The sequence below is a fragment of the Deinococcus koreensis genome, assembly GCF_002901445.1.
GTDB classification, from domain to species: domain Bacteria; phylum Deinococcota; class Deinococci; order Deinococcales; family Deinococcaceae; genus Deinococcus; species Deinococcus koreensis.
Genome location: NZ_PPPD01000001.1, coordinates 2,870,987 through 2,887,126, shown reverse-complemented (window position 1 = coordinate 2,887,126; position 16,140 = coordinate 2,870,987). Strand labels below are relative to the sequence as shown.

At 68.7% G+C, this 16,140-nt stretch carries 12 protein-coding genes; 3 read left to right on the top strand and 9 right to left on the bottom strand.

The window, feature by feature from the left end:
• Nucleotides 1-328 precede the first annotated feature (328 nt).
• Nucleotides 329-3,115: a M16 family metallopeptidase gene (locus tag CVO96_RS13735; RefSeq protein ID WP_103312715.1), complete on the top strand. Its 2,787-nt coding sequence runs from the start codon at nucleotides 329-331 to the stop codon at nucleotides 3,113-3,115.
• Nucleotides 3,116-3,200: 85 nt separating this feature from the next.
• Nucleotides 3,201-3,827, top strand: coding sequence for a hypothetical protein (locus tag CVO96_RS13730; RefSeq protein ID WP_103312714.1), 627 nt, complete (start codon nucleotides 3,201-3,203; stop codon nucleotides 3,825-3,827).
• 60 nt (nucleotides 3,828-3,887) lie between these two features.
• On the opposite strand, the gene CVO96_RS13725 is transcribed toward CVO96_RS13730, so the two are convergent.
• The 4 genes from CVO96_RS13725 to CVO96_RS13710 are packed head-to-tail and all read right to left on the bottom strand — an operon-like array spanning nucleotide 3,888 to nucleotide 9,098.
• Nucleotides 3,888-5,084: a thiolase family protein gene (locus CVO96_RS13725; RefSeq protein ID WP_103312713.1), complete on the bottom strand. Its 1,197-nt coding sequence runs from the start codon at nucleotides 5,082-5,084 to the stop codon at nucleotides 3,888-3,890.
• Nucleotides 5,085-5,134: 50 nt separating this feature from the next.
• Nucleotides 5,135-6,340, bottom strand: coding sequence for an alpha/beta hydrolase family protein (locus tag CVO96_RS13720; protein ID WP_103312712.1), 1,206 nt, complete (start codon nucleotides 6,338-6,340; stop codon nucleotides 5,135-5,137).
• Nucleotides 6,337-6,738, bottom strand: a complete 402-nt coding sequence (locus tag CVO96_RS13715; RefSeq protein WP_103312711.1) for a four helix bundle protein — start codon at nucleotides 6,736-6,738, stop codon at nucleotides 6,337-6,339. The genes CVO96_RS13720 and CVO96_RS13715 overlap by 4 nt, the downstream gene beginning before the upstream one ends.
• Before the next feature lie 17 nt (nucleotides 6,739-6,755).
• Complete coding sequence (locus CVO96_RS13710; RefSeq protein WP_103312710.1) at nucleotides 6,756-9,098, bottom strand: 3-hydroxyacyl-CoA dehydrogenase/enoyl-CoA hydratase family protein; 2,343 nt, start codon at nucleotides 9,096-9,098, stop codon at nucleotides 6,756-6,758.
• 229 nt (nucleotides 9,099-9,327) lie between these two features.
• Between CVO96_RS13710 and CVO96_RS13705 the strand changes: the two genes are divergently transcribed.
• The gene (locus CVO96_RS13705) at nucleotides 9,328-9,969 is read left to right on the top strand and encodes a hypothetical protein (protein ID WP_103312709.1); all 642 of its coding nucleotides are present in this window, start codon (nucleotides 9,328-9,330) and stop codon (nucleotides 9,967-9,969) included.
• Between the two features lie 3 nt (nucleotides 9,970-9,972).
• On the opposite strand, the gene CVO96_RS13700 is transcribed toward CVO96_RS13705, so the two are convergent.
• The 5 genes from CVO96_RS13700 to CVO96_RS13680 all read right to left on the bottom strand — a co-directional run bounded on the left by CVO96_RS13700 (nucleotide 9,973) and on the right by CVO96_RS13680 (nucleotide 15,961).
• The gene (locus CVO96_RS13700; protein ID WP_103312708.1) at nucleotides 9,973-11,067 is read right to left on the bottom strand and encodes a hypothetical protein; all 1,095 of its coding nucleotides are present in this window, start codon (nucleotides 11,065-11,067) and stop codon (nucleotides 9,973-9,975) included.
• Nucleotides 11,068-11,139: 72 nt separating this feature from the next.
• The gene (locus CVO96_RS13695) at nucleotides 11,140-11,415 is read right to left on the bottom strand and encodes a hypothetical protein (protein WP_103312707.1); all 276 of its coding nucleotides are present in this window, start codon (nucleotides 11,413-11,415) and stop codon (nucleotides 11,140-11,142) included.
• The gene (locus CVO96_RS13690; RefSeq protein WP_207795315.1) at nucleotides 11,412-12,167 is read right to left on the bottom strand and encodes a sulfite exporter TauE/SafE family protein; all 756 of its coding nucleotides are present in this window, start codon (nucleotides 12,165-12,167) and stop codon (nucleotides 11,412-11,414) included. Before CVO96_RS13690 ends, CVO96_RS13695 begins: the two co-directional genes overlap by 4 nt.
• A gap of 131 nt (nucleotides 12,168-12,298) precedes the next feature.
• The gene (locus CVO96_RS13685) at nucleotides 12,299-15,469 is read right to left on the bottom strand and encodes an ExeM/NucH family extracellular endonuclease (RefSeq protein WP_103312705.1); all 3,171 of its coding nucleotides are present in this window, start codon (nucleotides 15,467-15,469) and stop codon (nucleotides 12,299-12,301) included.
• A gap of 219 nt (nucleotides 15,470-15,688) precedes the next feature.
• Complete coding sequence (locus tag CVO96_RS13680; RefSeq protein WP_103312704.1) at nucleotides 15,689-15,961, bottom strand: hypothetical protein; 273 nt, start codon at nucleotides 15,959-15,961, stop codon at nucleotides 15,689-15,691.
• Between the last annotated feature and the right edge of the window lie 179 nt (nucleotides 15,962-16,140).

Below are 16,140 nucleotides of genomic sequence, written 5' to 3'. Positions count from 1 at the left end.
GGGGAGGGTCTGGACGGGGGGGATTCGGTTGCGCGGCGGACGACCCCTCTGCTTCGCAGCTGTACCAGCCAGTCGCCTTCGGCGCCAGCTCCCCTCGAGGGGAGCCAGGAAGGGCGTGCCAGCCGTGCTTCTCCTTGCCTCCCTTTGAGGGGAGGTGCCCCGCAGGGGCGGAGGGGTTCACGCGACCCAACCGCACTTCACACTCATAACCCATGGGTCGGCTCCAGACAATCGTGGGCCGACGTTCAACCAGATCTCCAGGGGGGCGTTACCCTGAAGCTCGCTCATCCCGTCCATCACATTTCCGTTTTAGCCCCCTGGAGGTTCCATGCGCTCACCGTCTCTGCGCCTTCCCGCCACCCTGCTGCTGTCTGGTCTGCTGCTGCTCGGGACGCCCGCCCAGACTGCCTGGGCCCAGACGGCTCCAGCCCAGACCGCGCCCGCCCCGGCCCCCACGACTCCCCTGCCCGCCGGGGTGAAGTTCGTGACCGAGGCCGAGGGCATCCGCGAGTACCGCCTGAACAACGGGCTGCGCGTGCTGCTGTTCCCGGACACCTCGGCCACGACCTTCACCCTGAACGTGACCTATCTGGTGGGCAGCCGCCACGAGGGCTACGGCGAGACCGGCATGGCGCACCTGCTGGAACACATGGTCTTCAAGGGCACGCCGACCAGCGGCAACATCCTGGAGAGCCTGGGGAGGCGCGGCGCCGACTTCAACGGCACCACCAGCGAAGACCGCACGAACTACTTCGAGACCATGACCAACACCGGCGACAACCTGGCCTGGGCGCTGAGCATGGAGGCCGACCGCATGGTGAACTCGAAGATCGCCGCCAGCGACCTGAAGACGGAAATGACGGTGGTTCGCAACGAGTTCGAGTCCGGCGAGAACGACCCCTTCTCGCTGCTGTACAAACAGGTCAGGTCTGTGGCCTACGACTGGCACAACTACGGCAACACCGCCATCGGCAACCGCAGCGACGTGGAGAACGTGCCCATCACGCGCCTGCAGGACTTCTACCGGCGCTACTACCAGCCCGACAACGCCGTGCTGACGCTGGCCGGCAACTTCGACGCGGCGGCGGCCCTGGCGCAGATCGCCCGCGATTTCGGCAAGATCCGCAGGCCCTGGCGCACGCTGCCCGCCCAGTACACCGTGGAAAACCCACAGGACGGCGAACGCAGCGTGACCGTGCGGCGGGTGGGCGACCAGCGCATCCTGCTCACCGCCTACCACATGCCCAGCGTGCGCCACCCCGACATGCCCGCCCTGCTGGTGCTCGACCAGATCCTGGCCGACGAACCCGCCGGGCGGCTCTACAAGGCGCTGGTGCAGAGCAAGCAGGCCACCGCCATCGGCACCCTGACGAACTCGGCCTCTGACCCGGGGCTGCTGATGTACGCCGCCGTGCTGGGCAAGGACGACGACACCGCGCCCGCCCAGGCGACCCTGATCAGAACCCTGGAAGAGGCCGGGCAGACGGCCTTTACCGACGAGGACGTGGCCCGCGTGCGCGCCCGCGTGGTCAGCAGCTTCGAGCAGCTGCTCGCCAAGCCCGAGCAGGTCGGCGTGACCCTCTCGGAGTACATCGCGGCCGGCGACTGGAGGCTGCTGTTCAAGCTGCGCGACGATCTGGAGAAGGTCAGCGCCGCCGACGTGACCCGCGTGGCGAAGGCCTACCTGAAGCCCAGCAACCGCACCCTGGGCGTCTTCGTGCCCACCGGCGATCCCGACCGCGTGGCCGTGGGCGCCGCGCCCAGCGCCGCCGAGGTGCTCAGGGGCTTCCAGGCCCGCGCGGCACAGGCGGCGGGCGAGACCATCCCGCCCGAGCCGGCGGCGCTGGAGGCCCGCACCGTGCGCAGCGTGGTTGCCGGTGCGAAGGTGGCGCTGCTGCCCAAGAAGACCCGCGGGGGGCGCATCGAGCTGGTGCTCAGCCTGAACTTCGGCAACCCCGAGACGGTCAGGAGCGGCGACGACGCGGCCGACTTCATCGCGCCGCTGCTGACGCGCGGGAGCAAGGATCTGACCCGCCAGCAGCTCAACGACCGCCTGGAGGCCATCAAGACCCAGCTGAGCGTGAGCGGCGGGGCGGCGGGGGCCACGGTGCGCCTCAGCACCGACCGGACGAACCTGCCTGAAGCGCTGGAACTCGTGCGCCGTGTGCTGCGCGAGCCGGTCTTCCCGCAGGCCGACTTCGACGAGCTGAAGAAGGCCGCCCTGGACGGCGCTGAGAACGGCCGCAACGACCCGCAGAGCGTGGCGAGTCTGGCCCTGAGCCGGCAGTTCGCCCAGCCTGGCGCGAAACGCGGCGACCTGGGCTACGTGCCCACGCTGGACGAGTCGCTCGAAGACGTGCGCGCGGTGACCCTGGAGCAGGTGAAGGACTACTACGCGAAGGTCTGGGGCGCGGCGTCCGTGCAGGTCGCGGCGGTCGGGGATTTCGACCCGCAGACGGTCACGGCGGCGCTGCCCGGCATCCTGGGCGGCTTCACCAGCGGCGTGCCCTACGAGCGGATCAACCTGCCGCTGGTCACGCCGAAGAGCAGTGATCTGGTCGTGAACGTGCCCGACAAGGCCAACGCCATCTATCTGGCGCGGCTGAACTTCCCCCTGCGCGACGACCACCCGGACTACGCGGCCCTGGCGGTCGCCATGCGCGTGTTCGGCTCGGGCACCGACTCGCGCCTGTTCAATCGCCTGCGCCAGCAGGACGGCCTGAGCTACGGCGCAGGCGGCAATATCAGCGTGAGCAGCGAGGACGAGAAGGGCAGCTTCACGGCCTACGCCATCTTCAATCCGGGCGTGACCGAGAGGGTCGTGACCGCCATGCGCGAGGAGCTGGCAAAAGCGCTGGGCACGGGCTTTACCGACGCCGAGATCACGTCGGCCCGCTCGGCCATCCTGCAGGAGTCGCGCGTGGCCCGCTCCGAGGACGCCACGCTGGTCGGCAGCCTGGCGCGGCAGGCCTACCTGGGCCGCACCTACGCCTTCAGCGCCGATCTGGAGGCGAAGATCGCGGCGGTGACCCCTCAGTTGGCGCAGGCCGCCCTGAAGAAGTACATCGACCCGGCCAATCTGGTGGTGGTGCGCGCCGGCACCTTCCCGAAGTGAGGCCCGAAATGGCGATTGGGGGCATATGGGGGGAACGTGCCCGGTCAGGGCACTGCCGCCGGGCTGGAACCCCTAGAGTGGAAGTGTGAGCAAACTCCTCCTGCCTGCCCTGACCTGCGTCCTGTTCCTCGCCGCCTGTGGTGGCGACCCCTCGCCCCAGCCACAGCCGCAACCACAGCCCACGCTGTACCAGGGCGTCTGGGGCTGGGCACTGGGCGACGCCTCCGGAAACGTCGTCGATTCGGGAGCAGTTGTTTTCTCCGAGCAGGACACGAACGAGGGACGAACTGCCGCCTTCGGCACGTACCAGAATGCAGCCAAGACGCGACTGGGCTATTCCATCATGGGGCCGATCAGCGCGGCCGGGAAGCTGGAAACGGCCTTCACGGTCGACACGGATGTCAACAACGTCGCCCTGTATTTCCTCGGCCTGGACAGCGACAACACTATGGGCACCTATGAGGGCAAGGCGGCTTTCTCAGGCACCGGCGCCATCCTGGACGCCGCCGGCACCCCGACGACGGCTGTAGTGGTCGCGCTGCTGCAGACTTCGGCCGTGGTGCCGACCAACGCTACAGCGCTGGCACAGGCCAGGGTTCAGGCGCGGACGATGGCCGCTCAGGCGATGGCCCAGCAGACGGTGAACCTCCAGGCCATGAAATCCAGCTCTACGACGCTGAAGCAGGCGGCAAAGGCGTTCCTGACGCGCTGATCCCCAAACGCCGGGAGGGGGACGGACTGTGCATGTCCGTCCCCCTCCCCATTCCTGCGCTCAGTCGGCGGCCAGCGCCTCTTCCGGGTAGACCTCGATGATGCCGGCCGCGCCCATGCCGCCGCCGATGCACATGGTGATCAGCGCCTTGCCACCGCCCCGCCGCCGCAGTTCGTAGATGGCGGTCGTGGCGAGCTTGGCCCCGGAGCAGCCCAGCGGGTGCCCAAGCGCGATGGCGCCGCCGTTCACGTTCATGATCTCCTCGTTCAGCCCCAGTTCACGGGCCACGGCCAGCGACTGCGCCGCGAAGGCCTCGTTCAGCTCGATCAGGTCGATGTCCGCCAGGGTCAGGCCGGTCTGCGCCAGCACCTTGGGGACGGCCTTGACCGGGCCGATGCCCATCAGTTCGGGTTCCACGCCCGCCACCGCGAAGCCCAGGAACTTCGCCAGGGGTTTGACGCCCAGTTCCTGCGCCTTCTCGCTGCTCATGATCAGCACGGCGGCGGCGCCGTCCGAGAAGGGGCTGGAGTTGGCGGCCGACACCGAGCCGGTCGCCTTGAAGGCCGGGCGCACCTTGCCCATGTCGTCCAGGTTGGCGTCGCGGCGGATCAGCTCGTCCCTGTCGAAGTTGATCGACTCGGACTTGAGCTTGGTGCCCTTCATGGAGTCCCGGCGAACCGGCACGGCGACGATCTCGGCGTCGAACTTGCCGGCGTCCTGGGCGGCGGCGGCGCGCTGGTGGCTGCGGAAGGCGAAGGCGTCCTGATCGGCGCGCGAGATGCCGTACTTGGCCGCCACGTTCTCGGCGGTCAGGCCCATGCCGATGTAGGCGCCGGGGCGCGAATCGACCAGATCGGCGTTGGGGCTGGGGTTGTGGCCGCTCATGGGCAACATGCTCATGGACTCCACGCCGCCGGCCAGCATTACCTCGGCCTGCCCCGCCTGGATGGCCGCCGCCGCCATGGCGATGGTCTGCAGGCCGCTGGAGCAGAAGCGGTTGACGGTCACGCCGCCCACCGAGTCGGGCATCCCGGCCCGCAGCGCCGCCAGCCGGGCGATGTTGAGGCCCTGCTCGGCCTCGGGGATGGCGCAGCCGAAGTAGACGTCCTCGACCAGATTCACGTCCACGCCCGCGCGGCGCACGGCCTCGTTCAGCACCAGGGCGGCGAGGTCGTCGGGGCGGGTGTTGGCGAGGGTGCCTTTGATGCCACGGCCCACGGGGGTACGAACAGCGGATACGATGACAGCGTCACGCATGGAAAGCTCCTTTGTTGAGTGGTGATCGTTGATGGTGGGTGGGGGTCGGTTCAGTCACGGTTCACTCCGGGCAGAACGCGCTCGATGAAGGCCTCCAGCGCCCGGTCGTACCCCTTCGGGTCGATGTTCCAGACCCGGATGTGCTTGCCACCTTCAATGCGGTGGTACTCCACCAGGTCGGGGCGGGCAGCGGCCAGGGCGTCGGACTGGCGTATGGGAATGGTACGGTCGCGCGTGCCGTGCCACAGCAAAATGGGCACCTTGAAGCCCGGCGCGGCGGCCAGCTGGTCGACCACATCGAAGTCCTGCCCGGATCGGCGGGTCACGATGTACTCGGTAAAGCGGCCGACGTGCCGCGCCAGCAGCTTCGGCAGCCCGAACCGCTGCGCCTGCCAGCGGATGGTGTCGCGCCACTCCAGCGCCGGGCAGTCGAGCATGACGCCCGTGACCGGGATGGGAAAGGGCATGAACTTCTCGCGCAGCACGCTCAGGGCGATGTTGCCGCCCATCGAGAAGCCGTACAGCACGGCACGTCTATAGCCGGCCTCCCTGGCCCAGTGCAGGGCGGCCAGCACGTCCTCGGCCTCGACGTCGCCCAGGCCGAGGTAGCCCTTGCCGACCCGGGGCGCCCCGAAGGCGTTGCGGAAGGTGACGAACAGCGAGCCCACACCCGAGCGCATCAGCGCCGGCAGCATCCGCAGCGCCTGCGCCCGCTGCCCCCCGTGCCCGTGGATGACGATGGCGATGGCGTCACTGTCACCTTTGCGCGGCGGGACGTGCCAGGCGGGCATCTCGCCCACCGGGGTCTGAACCACCGTGTGCTCGAAATCGATGCCGAGCTGCTGGGGCGTGCCGTTGTAGACGAAGGTGGACACCCAGGCCAGCGCGCCGTTGGGCAGCACGCCGCGCTCCTGCAAGACGGGTCGCCTGACCAGCGTGCCCGCCAGCCTCTGCGGCCCCAGGACGGCGTGGCCCTTGTTCGGCAGCAGCGGCACGATGCCGACCACCCCGCGTGACATCGTTTCGACGCCTGCCGGCAGGAAGATGTCGTTGCCGCGCCGACCGATGGGCACGAAGACGCCCTTCACCCATTTGGTCTTAGACCGCAGGGTGATCTCCGCCCCTAGAAATGCTCCCGCGAAGACGATCCCGGCATACGCCAACGCTCCCCACGCGAGGGCGCGGCGTTTGCGGATGGTCTGGAGGCGGGCCAGAGCAGATGGCAGATGGCGAATGGCAGATGGCAGGTGGCTCATGGGTGGCCCAACCGGTTGATCAGGGCCGTGAGCTTTGCTGCGAGCAGTCGGGCCTGCTCGTTGGGTGCAGCTGTTGCCTCAACGGAAACGAACTTCAGGCGTGTGGCGAGATGTAGCCCGCTCACCACCTCGTAGAGAGAGCCGCGAGACTGCATCAGGAACCGGCAGCAGTCTTTGTCCGTTCCCCTTCCCCGGCCCTCGGCGATGTTGAGCGTAACAGACGTGGCCGCACGGCGTAGCTGATTGGTCAGACCAAACCGCTCATCCGCAGGCAGCGTCTGGGTCAGCGCGTAGACCTGTGCTGCCAAATCGACGGACAGGTGGTACACCTCCAGATTCTCGAATGGAAAAAACTGGCCTGCATCTAACACGGTCTTTTGCCTTCTGCCATCCGCCATCTGCTATCGGCCTCCGTTCAGTTCCTCAGCGGCTTGCCCGTCTTGAGCATGTGGTCGATGCGCTGCTGGGTGCCCTTCTTGCCCAGCAGGATCAGGAAGGCTTCGCGCTCCAGGTCGAGCAGATGCTGTTCGCTGACCTTCGCCATGCGGTTGTTGCCGACGCCGCCCGACAGCACGCGGGCGAGCTGCTCGCTGACCACGAGGTCGTAGTCGGTGACATAGCCGCCCTGGTGCATGCCGTACAGCGCGCTCTTGATGGCGGCGATGGCGGCGTCGCCCATCACGGGGATGTCGGTGCGGGGCGTGGGCTGCACGTAATCCGGCGCCAGGGCCAGCACCATGCGCTTGGCCTCCTGCAGGATGTGGTTCCTGTTCATGGCGACCGTGTCGTGGTCACGCAGGAAGCCCAGGGAGCGGGCCTCCAGGGCCGAGGTCGAGGTCTTGGCGGTGCCGATCAGCTCGAAGGCGCGCTGCACGGCGGGCAGCAGCGTGGCGCCGCTCTGCTGGCCGGGGTGCAGCTGATCGGTGAAGCGCAGCAGCATTTCCTTGGTGCCGCCGCCGCCGGGAATCAGACCCACGCCGACCTCGACCAGACCCATGTACAGTTCCGCGCTGGCAACCACGTGGTCGGCGTGCAGCGTAAATTCGGCGCCGCCACCCAGGGTCAGGCCGAAGGGGGCCGCCACGGTGGGGTGCGGGCTGAAGCGCATGGACGTGGTGACCTGCTGAAACTGCTTGATGGACTCGTCCAGTTCGTCCCACTCGTCGGCCTGCGCCTGCGAGAGCACCAGCGGCAGGTTGGCCCCGGCGCTGAAGTGCTCGCCCTGGTTGCCCAGCACGAGGCCCGCGTAGCCCATGTCCTGCACCAGTTTGTGGGCGTCCTGCACGGCGCGCAGCTGATCCTCACCCAGCGCGTTCATCTTGGCGTGCCACTCCACCAGCAGCACGCCGTCGCCCAGATCGACGACCGAGGCGCCGGCCCGCTTCTTGACGACCTTCGTGGCGTCCTTCTTCAGGTCGCTCAGGATGAAATAGGGCGCCTGGTACGGGGTCGGCTGGCCTTCCGGCGTGACGGTCTCGTTCCCGTCGTAGAACCGCTCGCGCCCGCTGGCCTTCATGGCGGCGAGCAGGGGCGGCAGGGTGCGGCCCTCGGCGTCCAGATTGGCGATGACGGTCTGCACACCCAGGGTGTCCATCGTCTCGAAGGGCCCCTGCTCCCAGCCGAAGCCCCACTTCAGGGCGTTGTCGATGTCCTGCAGGCGGTTCGACACGTTTCCGGCCATCTTGGCGGCGTACCAGAAGCCGTCGTTCATCACGCCGCGCAGGAAGTCGCCTTCGGGCCCCTCGGCCGCGTACAGGGCGCGCACCCGCTCGGGCAGGGGCCGCCCCTTCACGGCCTCCACGGCGGCCACTTTCACCTTGCCCTGATCCTCGTACTCCATGGAGTCCAGATTCAGGTTCAGGATGACCGTCTTGCCGCCGGCCCCCTTGGTCTTCTTGTAGAAGCCGCTGCCGGATTTATCGCCCAGGATGCCCTTCTCGACCATCGCCGTGAACCAGCCCGTCAGGGTGAAGTCCTCGTCGGCGGGCGTCACCTTGCCCAGATCGCTGCCGACTTTCGCAATGATGTCCAGGCCGCTGAGGTCGGCCGTGCGGAAGGTGGCCGAGTTCGCGCGGCCCAGCGCCGGGCCGGTGAGCTGATCGACCTGCGCGGGCGTCAGGCCCGCCTTCTGCATGTGCTGCATGGCCCGCACGATGCCGTACACGCCGATGCGGTTGGCGACGAAGCCCGGCACGTCGTTGGCGACCACGATCCCCTTGCCCAGCACCTTCTCGCCGAACTCGCTGAAAGTCTTCAGCACCTCGGGGTCGGTCTTGGGCGTGGGGATCACTTCCAGCAGGTGCAGGTAGCGCGGCGGGTTGAAGAAGTGGGCGCCCACGAAGCGGCGCTGGAAGTCCTCGCCGCGGCCCTCGATCTGCAGGTGCATGGGAATGCCGGACGAGTTGCTGGAGAGGATGGCGGTCTTCTTGGCCACCGCCTCGACCCGTGCCCACAGGTCGCGCTTGGCGTCCAGGCGTTCGACGACGGCCTCCAGCACCCAGTCCACATCCTTGAGCTTCTTCAGGTCGTCTTCCAGGTTGCCGGGCGTGATCAGCGCGGCGCGGCTGGCATCCATGAAGGCGGCGGGGCGGGCCTTGAGCGCCCGCTGAATGCCCTGCTTGGCCAGGGCATTGCGATCCGGGTTGTCCGGCAGCACGATGTCCAGGAGGAGCACGGGAATGCCTGCGTTGGCGAGTTGCGCGGCGATGGCGGCGCCCATCACTCCGGCGCCGAGTACGGCAGCTTTCTGAATCTTCATAGGGCCTCCTGCGGTCGGTCTTCGAGTATGGCGCGGCCCGCCGGGTTCGGGAGAGGGGCCGCGTTCATAAATATTGTACTCGGTTCAAATTTTAGGGGAGGGCGGGAGCTTTGTCCACAAACGGCCACGCCCCGGTCATGGCTCGATCACTTCCCAGGCTTCATGCTGGGGGCACCTCGCCTGCCTGAGCCGAGGTACTGCCGCCTCTCCCCTGCCCCCGGAGGTTCCCATGCGCCGCACGTCCGTCCTGATCGCCAGCCTGCTGACCCTGAGCGCCGTGGCCCTCGCCGCCACCACCTACACCGTGCAGTGGAACGGCCGGGCTGTGCCGGGCGGCGCCATCGTGCAGGGGGGCAGAACCTATGTGAGCGTGGACGCCCTGAAGGCGGCGGGCATCGGCGTGACTCTCAGGGGCAGTGTGCTCCTGCTGGCTTCCCAGGGAGCAGAGGGCGGCGCGAACCAGATCAGCGCGGTGGAGGGCTGCCTGAACCAGCCCCTCTTCAACGGCGTGTGGCGGCTGCGCGTGCTGGACGTAAAGCAGGAGGGTACCCTCTGGCGCGTGCGGCTGGAGACGCGCAACGGCAGCGCGCAGGCGGGCGTCAGCACGGGCGGCTCGGGCGGCGGGCGCTACGACCTGCAGCTCGACAGCGGGCGGGTCATCGGCGTGAACAGCTCCGTGGTCGACCTGCGCGACCGGGGCTTCCTGCCCGGCGAGGCGCTGACGGTCTCCCTGGACTTCGAGACCGACGGGCAGAGCGGCAAGCCCGTGAAACTGGTCGTGCCTATCGACCCGCAGGGGGTGGCGAACACGCCGCTGAAGTACACGGTGAAAGATCCCAGCTTCCGCGTGAATCTGACCTGCAGGAAATAAGGTTCAGCGGGCCGCCAGCCACGCGCGGGCCTGCTCCTCCAGCGCGGCGAAGGAGGCGTAGCCCAGCGAGCGGGCGGCCTCATCGGCCCCAGAGGTGGACGCCGCGAAAGCGCGAGCCAGCGCCAACGGGGCGCCTTGCCCCTTCGTCGCCGCCAGGAAGTCCACGACCCCCAGCCCCTGCGCGTACACATATTTCCAGCGCTCCTCGGGAACAGCCGGAAAGTCCCTCAGCTCCTCCAGCGGCACCCAGCCTGCCCTGGCGTAGCCGGTCATGCGCTCCTGACGGGAGGTCACGGCCGACGGTGTCCAGTAGGCCCGCGACACATGATCCGCCAGCCCCTCGTGCAGCCACCAGGGCACGCGCCTATCCGCTGCACCAGCGGCGCTGCCCTCCCCCACCGCCGCCGACACGCTCAGATGCGTGAACTCGTGGGCGAGCAGGCGCAGGGCACTGCTCTCGAAGGAGGGGCCGTCCGAGAGGATCAGCTTGATGGCCTCGCCGGGCTCGTTCCAGCCGCCCACGGGTTGCAGCGAGAGGTTCACCGAGGCGCTGAGGCTGTCCATGTTCGGGTAGACCTTGACGGTGGCCGTGGCCGGCACCTCGATTCCCAGCGCCTCGCGCACCCGGCCGGCGGCCCGGCCCAGCAGCGGGGCCAGGGGGGCAGCCCGCTCGGGCAGGCCCGCCTCGTTCACGGCGAACAGGGCGTAGGGCGCGGCGGGAATGGCCTGCAGATCCTCCCCGGCATAGCGCCAGACCTCGCCCACCCGTTCCAGGCGCACGGGCAGCGTGGCGCGGGAGGGAACGCCCTTCACTCGCTCCCAGCTCAGGGTCAGGCGGGCGCGGGCTTGGTCACCGGCCATTCTGACCTCAGAGAGCAGGTAGGTCACGCTGGGTTGCGGCACCCGCTTCAGGTCGGCCGCGAAATTCGCTCCCTCGATCCGGAAGGTGCCCGATCCGCCCAGCAGAGCTTGATAGGCCTGGGCATCGCCCGCCCGCGCCGCCGCCTGGAGCGCCTGTACCAGCGCTTCGGGGGTGCGCTGGGCCACAGCGGGCGAGCCCAGCAGGGCGGCGAGCAGGAGCCAGGAGCGCAGGCGCATAGCGCAGGCTAGCGGGACTGGGGGCGGGCGGAGGTGCCGGCGTTACGAAGCGGCCGCCTCCACAGCCGCCCCTCAGATCCACTGCTTGACCACGAACACCACGGCCAGCCCGGCCAGCGCCATCAGCGCCGCCAGACTCAGGCGCCGATCCACTTTCCAGGCCGCCAGCGCCACCCACAGGGCCGCCAGCACCGGCACCGCCGCCACCCAGACCACGCCGGCCACCGCCAGCCCCGGCACGAGCATGCCCAGCGCCAGCGCGGCCACGCCCACCCAGAAGCCCAGCGGATAGAGCCAGGCGGGCAGCCCGGCCAGCTCGGGGTTCTCGCCGGGCTGTGGGCCGCTCATGCGTTCCCCCAGTATTTCCACAGCAGTTGCCCGGCCGTGAAGATCAGCAGCAGGCTGAAGAACAACTTGAGCTGTGCGGCGGGAATGCGGCTCTGCAGGCTGGCCCCGGCCCGCGCGCCGACCAGCACGCCCAGCGCCACGCCGGCGGCCAGTCTCACGTCCAGCAGGCCCCCCGCCTGATACACCAGCGCATTGCCCACCGCGGTCAGGCCCATGATGAAGGTGCTCGTGGCGATGGCCTGCCGGATCGGCACGCCCGCCAGCAGGTTCAGCAACGGCACCTGCACCGTGCCGCCGCCGATGCCCAGCAGGCCGCTCATCACGCCCGCGAAGGTCATGGCGGGCGGCACTAATCGGCTGGGCGTGCGCTCGACCTCCACGCGCTTCAGGCCGCGCAGCAGGTTATACGCCGAATACAGCAGCAGCAGCGAGAACACGGTCGCCACGGCGCGAGCGGGCAGGATCAGGCCCAGGCCGCTGCCCACCGCGCCGCCCAGGATGGTGTACGGCGAGAGCAGGTAGCCGGTGCGGGCGCGCACCAGTCCCTGCTGCAGGTAGCTGGCCGCGCCGCTCAGGCCCACCGCGAGCACGCCGATCTGGCTCACGGCCACCGCCTGCTGGATGGTGATCTCGCGGCCGAAATAGGGCAGCACGAATTCCAGGGCCGGCACGACGACCACGCCGCCGCCCAGCCCCAGGATCGCGCCTAGCACACCGGCCAGCAGGCCCACACCGATGACGGCCAGCATCATCCCGGAGATCAAGAGCGAATCACGCCCGCGAGGCTAACACGGGCGGCGGCATCTGGACGACGAAAAGCGTGGGGCAGGCTGCTTTTGCGCCTGCCCCACGGGAAAGGTGGTTCTTTAGTCTGGCCTCAGCCTCAGGGGCAGATGTTCGCGGGCGAGGCGGTGGTGCGCGGCGTGGGGGCACCAGCCGCGAAGTCCGCGCCGTTCTGGTTGGTGTCGGTGCAGCCGTTCCCGGCGCGCAGACCAGCGGTGGTGTTGGAAAGCGCCGGCGCTGCATTCCCTTCAAAGCCATTGGCCGAACCGTAGCCGACGAGGTCAACCAGGGCTCCGCCTACAGGATTGATACCCGTGAGCGCCACCGTGCTGGAGGCCAGGGCCACCTTGCCGTTGGTGCCGCTCAGGTTCGTGGTTCCGATCACGTCCGGGGTGGGCAGGGGGGCGTTGGTGACAGTCGTTCCGGCTGCTCCCTGCACGAGGTAATACTGACCGGCCGCAAGGTTGACGGTGCCCAGAGGCGTCACCGCCCAGCTCGTTCCTGTCGCGCTGGCGTACTGCACGGAGTAACCGTTCAGGTTGACCGGGCCGCTCCCCGCGTTGAAGATCTCGATGAAGTCGTTGGTGAAGGGCGCGCCAGTATTGCCGCCGCCGCCGTAGACCTGGCTGATGACCAGCCGGCCCGCGCCCGTCACAGGCGCCGAATTCACGGTCACGCTCTTCGTGGCGGTCTTGGTTTCCGCGCCGCGCGTGGCGGTCACAGTAATAGTCACGGGGCCGGCTGAGGCGTAGGTGTGGGCCGCGCTGGTGGCGCCCGCAGCCAGGGTCTCCTCGGCGCTGCCGTCGCCCCAGTTCACCTTCAGGCTGTCCGGGGTGCCGCCCGCGCCGACGCTCAGGGTGTAGGGCTGGCCGGCGGTCACGGTGTCGGGGCCGGTCGCGCTCACGCTCAGCGGCGTCACGGGCTCGGTCACGGTGTCGGCGCTGAGGTTCAGGCCCACCAGCACGGGGTCGTGGTCGGAGGCGCGGAAGGCATCCGGGGTGTACAGGTCGGGGCTCGTGCAGTTCGTGCCCACGCAGTTGGGGTTGTTCTTGAACTCCACGTTGTAGTCGATGAACACCGGCTCGTCGGCGTTGATGTGCCACTCGGTGATGCCGGTCACCTGGGAGTTCAGGTTGGTCGTGGCCAGCGCGTGATCCAGGTAGCCGAACAGCCCGCCGAACTGGTACGAATAGCGGTCTGCTTCGGGAATCCGCAGGTTCAAGCTGGCGTACCCGCCCGCGACGATGGTGTTGATCGGATCTTCCTGGCCGTAGGCGTTCAGATCGCCCATGATCAGCACGTCCTGATCATTGACGCGGGTCTTGAGGGTCTGGGCGAAGCTCAGCAGCGCCTGCGACTGCTGCACTCGCAGCTGGTTCCAGCAGCCCTGGCCGGTGTCCACGTCGCCCGAGGTCGGGCACGAGCCCTTGCTCTTGAAGTGGTTCGCCACGACGGTCAGCACGCCCCCCTTGCCCAGATCCTGGAAGCTCTGGGCCAGCGGGGGGCGGCTGTAGACGGGGTTGGGGTCGATGGCGAAGCTGCCAACGGGCCGCACGCGCGCCGGCTTGTAAATGATGGCGACCTTGATGGCGTCGGTGCCGATCACGCCGGTCTGCACGGCCTTGTACGTCTCGGCGCCGTAGGCAGTGTTGAGCCCGGCGACCAGATCATTCAGGGCCGCATCGCCGTTGTTCTGCACCTCCATCAGGGTCACGATGTCGGCGTCCAGACCCTTCAGGGCCGCGATCACCTTGGTCTTCTGGCGGCCGAACTCGTAGGCCGAGCTGGCCCCGCGATCCGTGGAGGCGCCGAAGGTGGTGAAGTAGTTCAGGACGTTGGCGCCGGCCACCGTCAGCGTGCCGCCCACCGCTTTGGGGGTGGCGCTGCGCGGGTTCTCGTTCACGAACACCGGGTCGGCCGTGGGCTGCACCTTGAAGGCATTGTTGGCGAAGTGCAGCGCGCCGGTCAGGCCGGTCACGGTGTCGCCGGTGCGGCGGGTGCCACCCTCCAGGTAGGCCACGGTGGCCGGGTTCTGGCGGCTGCTGCGGTCGTCCAGGATGATGCGGCGGGCGGCCAGCTCGGCCGCGCTGGGGGCCGGGCTCACGTTGCCGTTGGTGGGGTTGAACAGCCGTCCGCCGGCCGACAGGCCCAGCTCGCCGAAGCGGCCGTAGCTGAAGTTGTCGGTGACCGTCAGCTTCTCGGGGAAGGTAACCAGCATCCCCTCGTAGCGCTCCAGGTCGTTGAAGGGCGCCTTGACCTCCACAGGCTTGACGACCAGGCCAGGGGCGCACTTGACGAAGTTGCTGACCGTATCGAGCTGGGTGGCCGATTCGGTGGCGGTGGCGGGGCTCTTGAACTCCTTGACCGTGCCGGTGAACTGCACGAGGTCGCCCACCGCCACGGGCTGCGGCGCGGCGGCGCTGCCCAGCCCGGTGAAGACGAACACGCCGTCGCTGGTCGCGGGGTCGCTGTCGCCGGCCGCGTCCTGCACGTAGAAGCCGCCCAGACCGCTCTGCAGGTCGCTGGTCACCACGCCGCGCACGGTCACGCTCTGGCCCACCAGGGGGCTGGCGGCGCCGCTGCCCTGGATGGCAGGGATGGCGGTCACGGCGCCCTCCACCACCGGGCAACTGGCGATCTCGCTCAGGGTCACGGGCACGGTCGCGCCGCCGTCACCCAGCGTGAAGGTGGCCGAGCCCGTCTGGGTAGGCTGGCCGTCGCTGGCTTTGCCCTGCACGGTCACGCTCAGGCTGCGGGCGGTGGGCACGTCGGCGAATTTCACGCTGGCCACGCCACCGGCCACCGTCATGGGCAGGCTGGTCTCACCGAGTTTCGCCGTGAAGGTCGCGGTCTTGTCCAGCGTGGGCGTGGCGTTCACCGTCACGCTGGCCGACACGCGGGTCAGGGCCGGGAAGGTGGCGGCGGTGCCCGCCTTGAGGTTGACCGGCGCCGCCCCCTTGTACAGCACGACCTTCTTGTCGGAGGCGTCGTAGGCACGGACGGCGGCCTGGAAGTCACCGTTGCCCACCTTGCCCAGCTGGAAAACGGCCGAGCCGTCGGCAGGCACGGCGCTGAAGGTCTGGGCGGCACCCTTCTTGTCGGTCAGGATCAGCTCGACGAACTTGACCTCGGCGGCCACCGGCACGCTCAGGACAGCGACCTTCTGGGTCTGCGCCAGGATGGCGGCGGAGGGCGAGAGGGCCGTCTGGGTACTGCCGCACGAGGCGAGCAGCAGGGAACAGGCGATGGAAAGAGCAAGGGATGGACGCATGGTTCTCCTGGGATCCTGGGAATCTTCATCGCCGGGACGATGAACCGGGTAGATCGGGCCCACAGTAGACCCGACAGTTCAGGGGCTCGTCATGAGGGGCACATTGTTCCCTGAGTCACCGTCCCGCGCAACCGAACAGCCCGGCCGGCCCTGAGCTGGCGTCCAGACCGCCCACACCTACCTCCAGCCCGTCGTGCCTGGAGGGGGCTGCCGATCCACTCAAATGACGTCTGCGAGCCAGTCGAGGTTGAAGAACACCCGCTCGATGCGCGGCTCCAGATCGGCCATCACCTGGGCGGGCAGGGTGTGGCCCCAGTGGCCCAGGATCACCGGCCGGCTGCTGGCGAGGGGCGTCTGGCGCGGGTTGATCAGTACCGAGGCGCCGTACTGCGCGCTGGCGTGGGCCTTGAGATCCTCCAGGGCCTGCGGGTCGATCTCATGGCCAGCGGGCACATGGATCAGGAGCAGAGGGGCGAGATGGATTTCGCTCATAACAGAATAGTAGCCCCTCGGTTGCGACTTGTCACGAATGGCGGGGCACGATTCAGGGCTCCTGCGGGAGGCGTCCGGGGAGTCGGGGCAGGGTCGTCGAGCATGAACATCACGGCACTACCCAGGGGCGGGAGCAGGCGGTAGCGTGAAGCCCTCTCGCCGTCCTCCTGTGCATGCTC

Excerpts from the sequence above, each read along its gene's own strand:
- CVO96_RS13735 (WP_103312715.1), top strand. The coding sequence starts at position 329 with ATGCGCTCACCGTCTCTGCGCCTTCCCGCCACCCTGCTGCTGTCTGGT.
- CVO96_RS13725 (WP_103312713.1), bottom strand. The coding sequence starts at position 5,084 with ATGCGTGACGCTGTCATCGTATCCGCTGTTCGTACCCCCGTGGGCCGT.
- CVO96_RS13720 (WP_103312712.1), bottom strand. The coding sequence starts at position 6,340 with ATGAGCCACCTGCCATCTGCCATTCGCCATCTGCCATCTGCTCTGGCC.
- CVO96_RS13715 (WP_103312711.1), bottom strand. The coding sequence starts at position 6,738 with ATGGCGGATGGCAGAAGGCAAAAGACCGTGTTAGATGCAGGCCAGTTT.
- CVO96_RS13710 (WP_103312710.1), bottom strand. The coding sequence starts at position 9,098 with ATGAAGATTCAGAAAGCTGCCGTACTCGGCGCCGGAGTGATGGGCGCC.
- CVO96_RS13705 (WP_103312709.1), top strand. The coding sequence starts at position 9,328 with ATGCGCCGCACGTCCGTCCTGATCGCCAGCCTGCTGACCCTGAGCGCC.
- CVO96_RS13700 (WP_103312708.1), bottom strand. The coding sequence starts at position 11,067 with ATGCGCCTGCGCTCCTGGCTCCTGCTCGCCGCCCTGCTGGGCTCGCCC.
- CVO96_RS13695 (WP_103312707.1), bottom strand. The coding sequence starts at position 11,415 with ATGAGCGGCCCACAGCCCGGCGAGAACCCCGAGCTGGCCGGGCTGCCC.
- CVO96_RS13690 (WP_207795315.1), bottom strand. The coding sequence starts at position 12,167 with ATGATGCTGGCCGTCATCGGTGTGGGCCTGCTGGCCGGTGTGCTAGGC.
- CVO96_RS13685 (WP_103312705.1), bottom strand. The coding sequence starts at position 15,469 with ATGCGTCCATCCCTTGCTCTTTCCATCGCCTGTTCCCTGCTGCTCGCC.
- CVO96_RS13680 (WP_103312704.1), bottom strand. The coding sequence starts at position 15,961 with ATGAGCGAAATCCATCTCGCCCCTCTGCTCCTGATCCATGTGCCCGCT.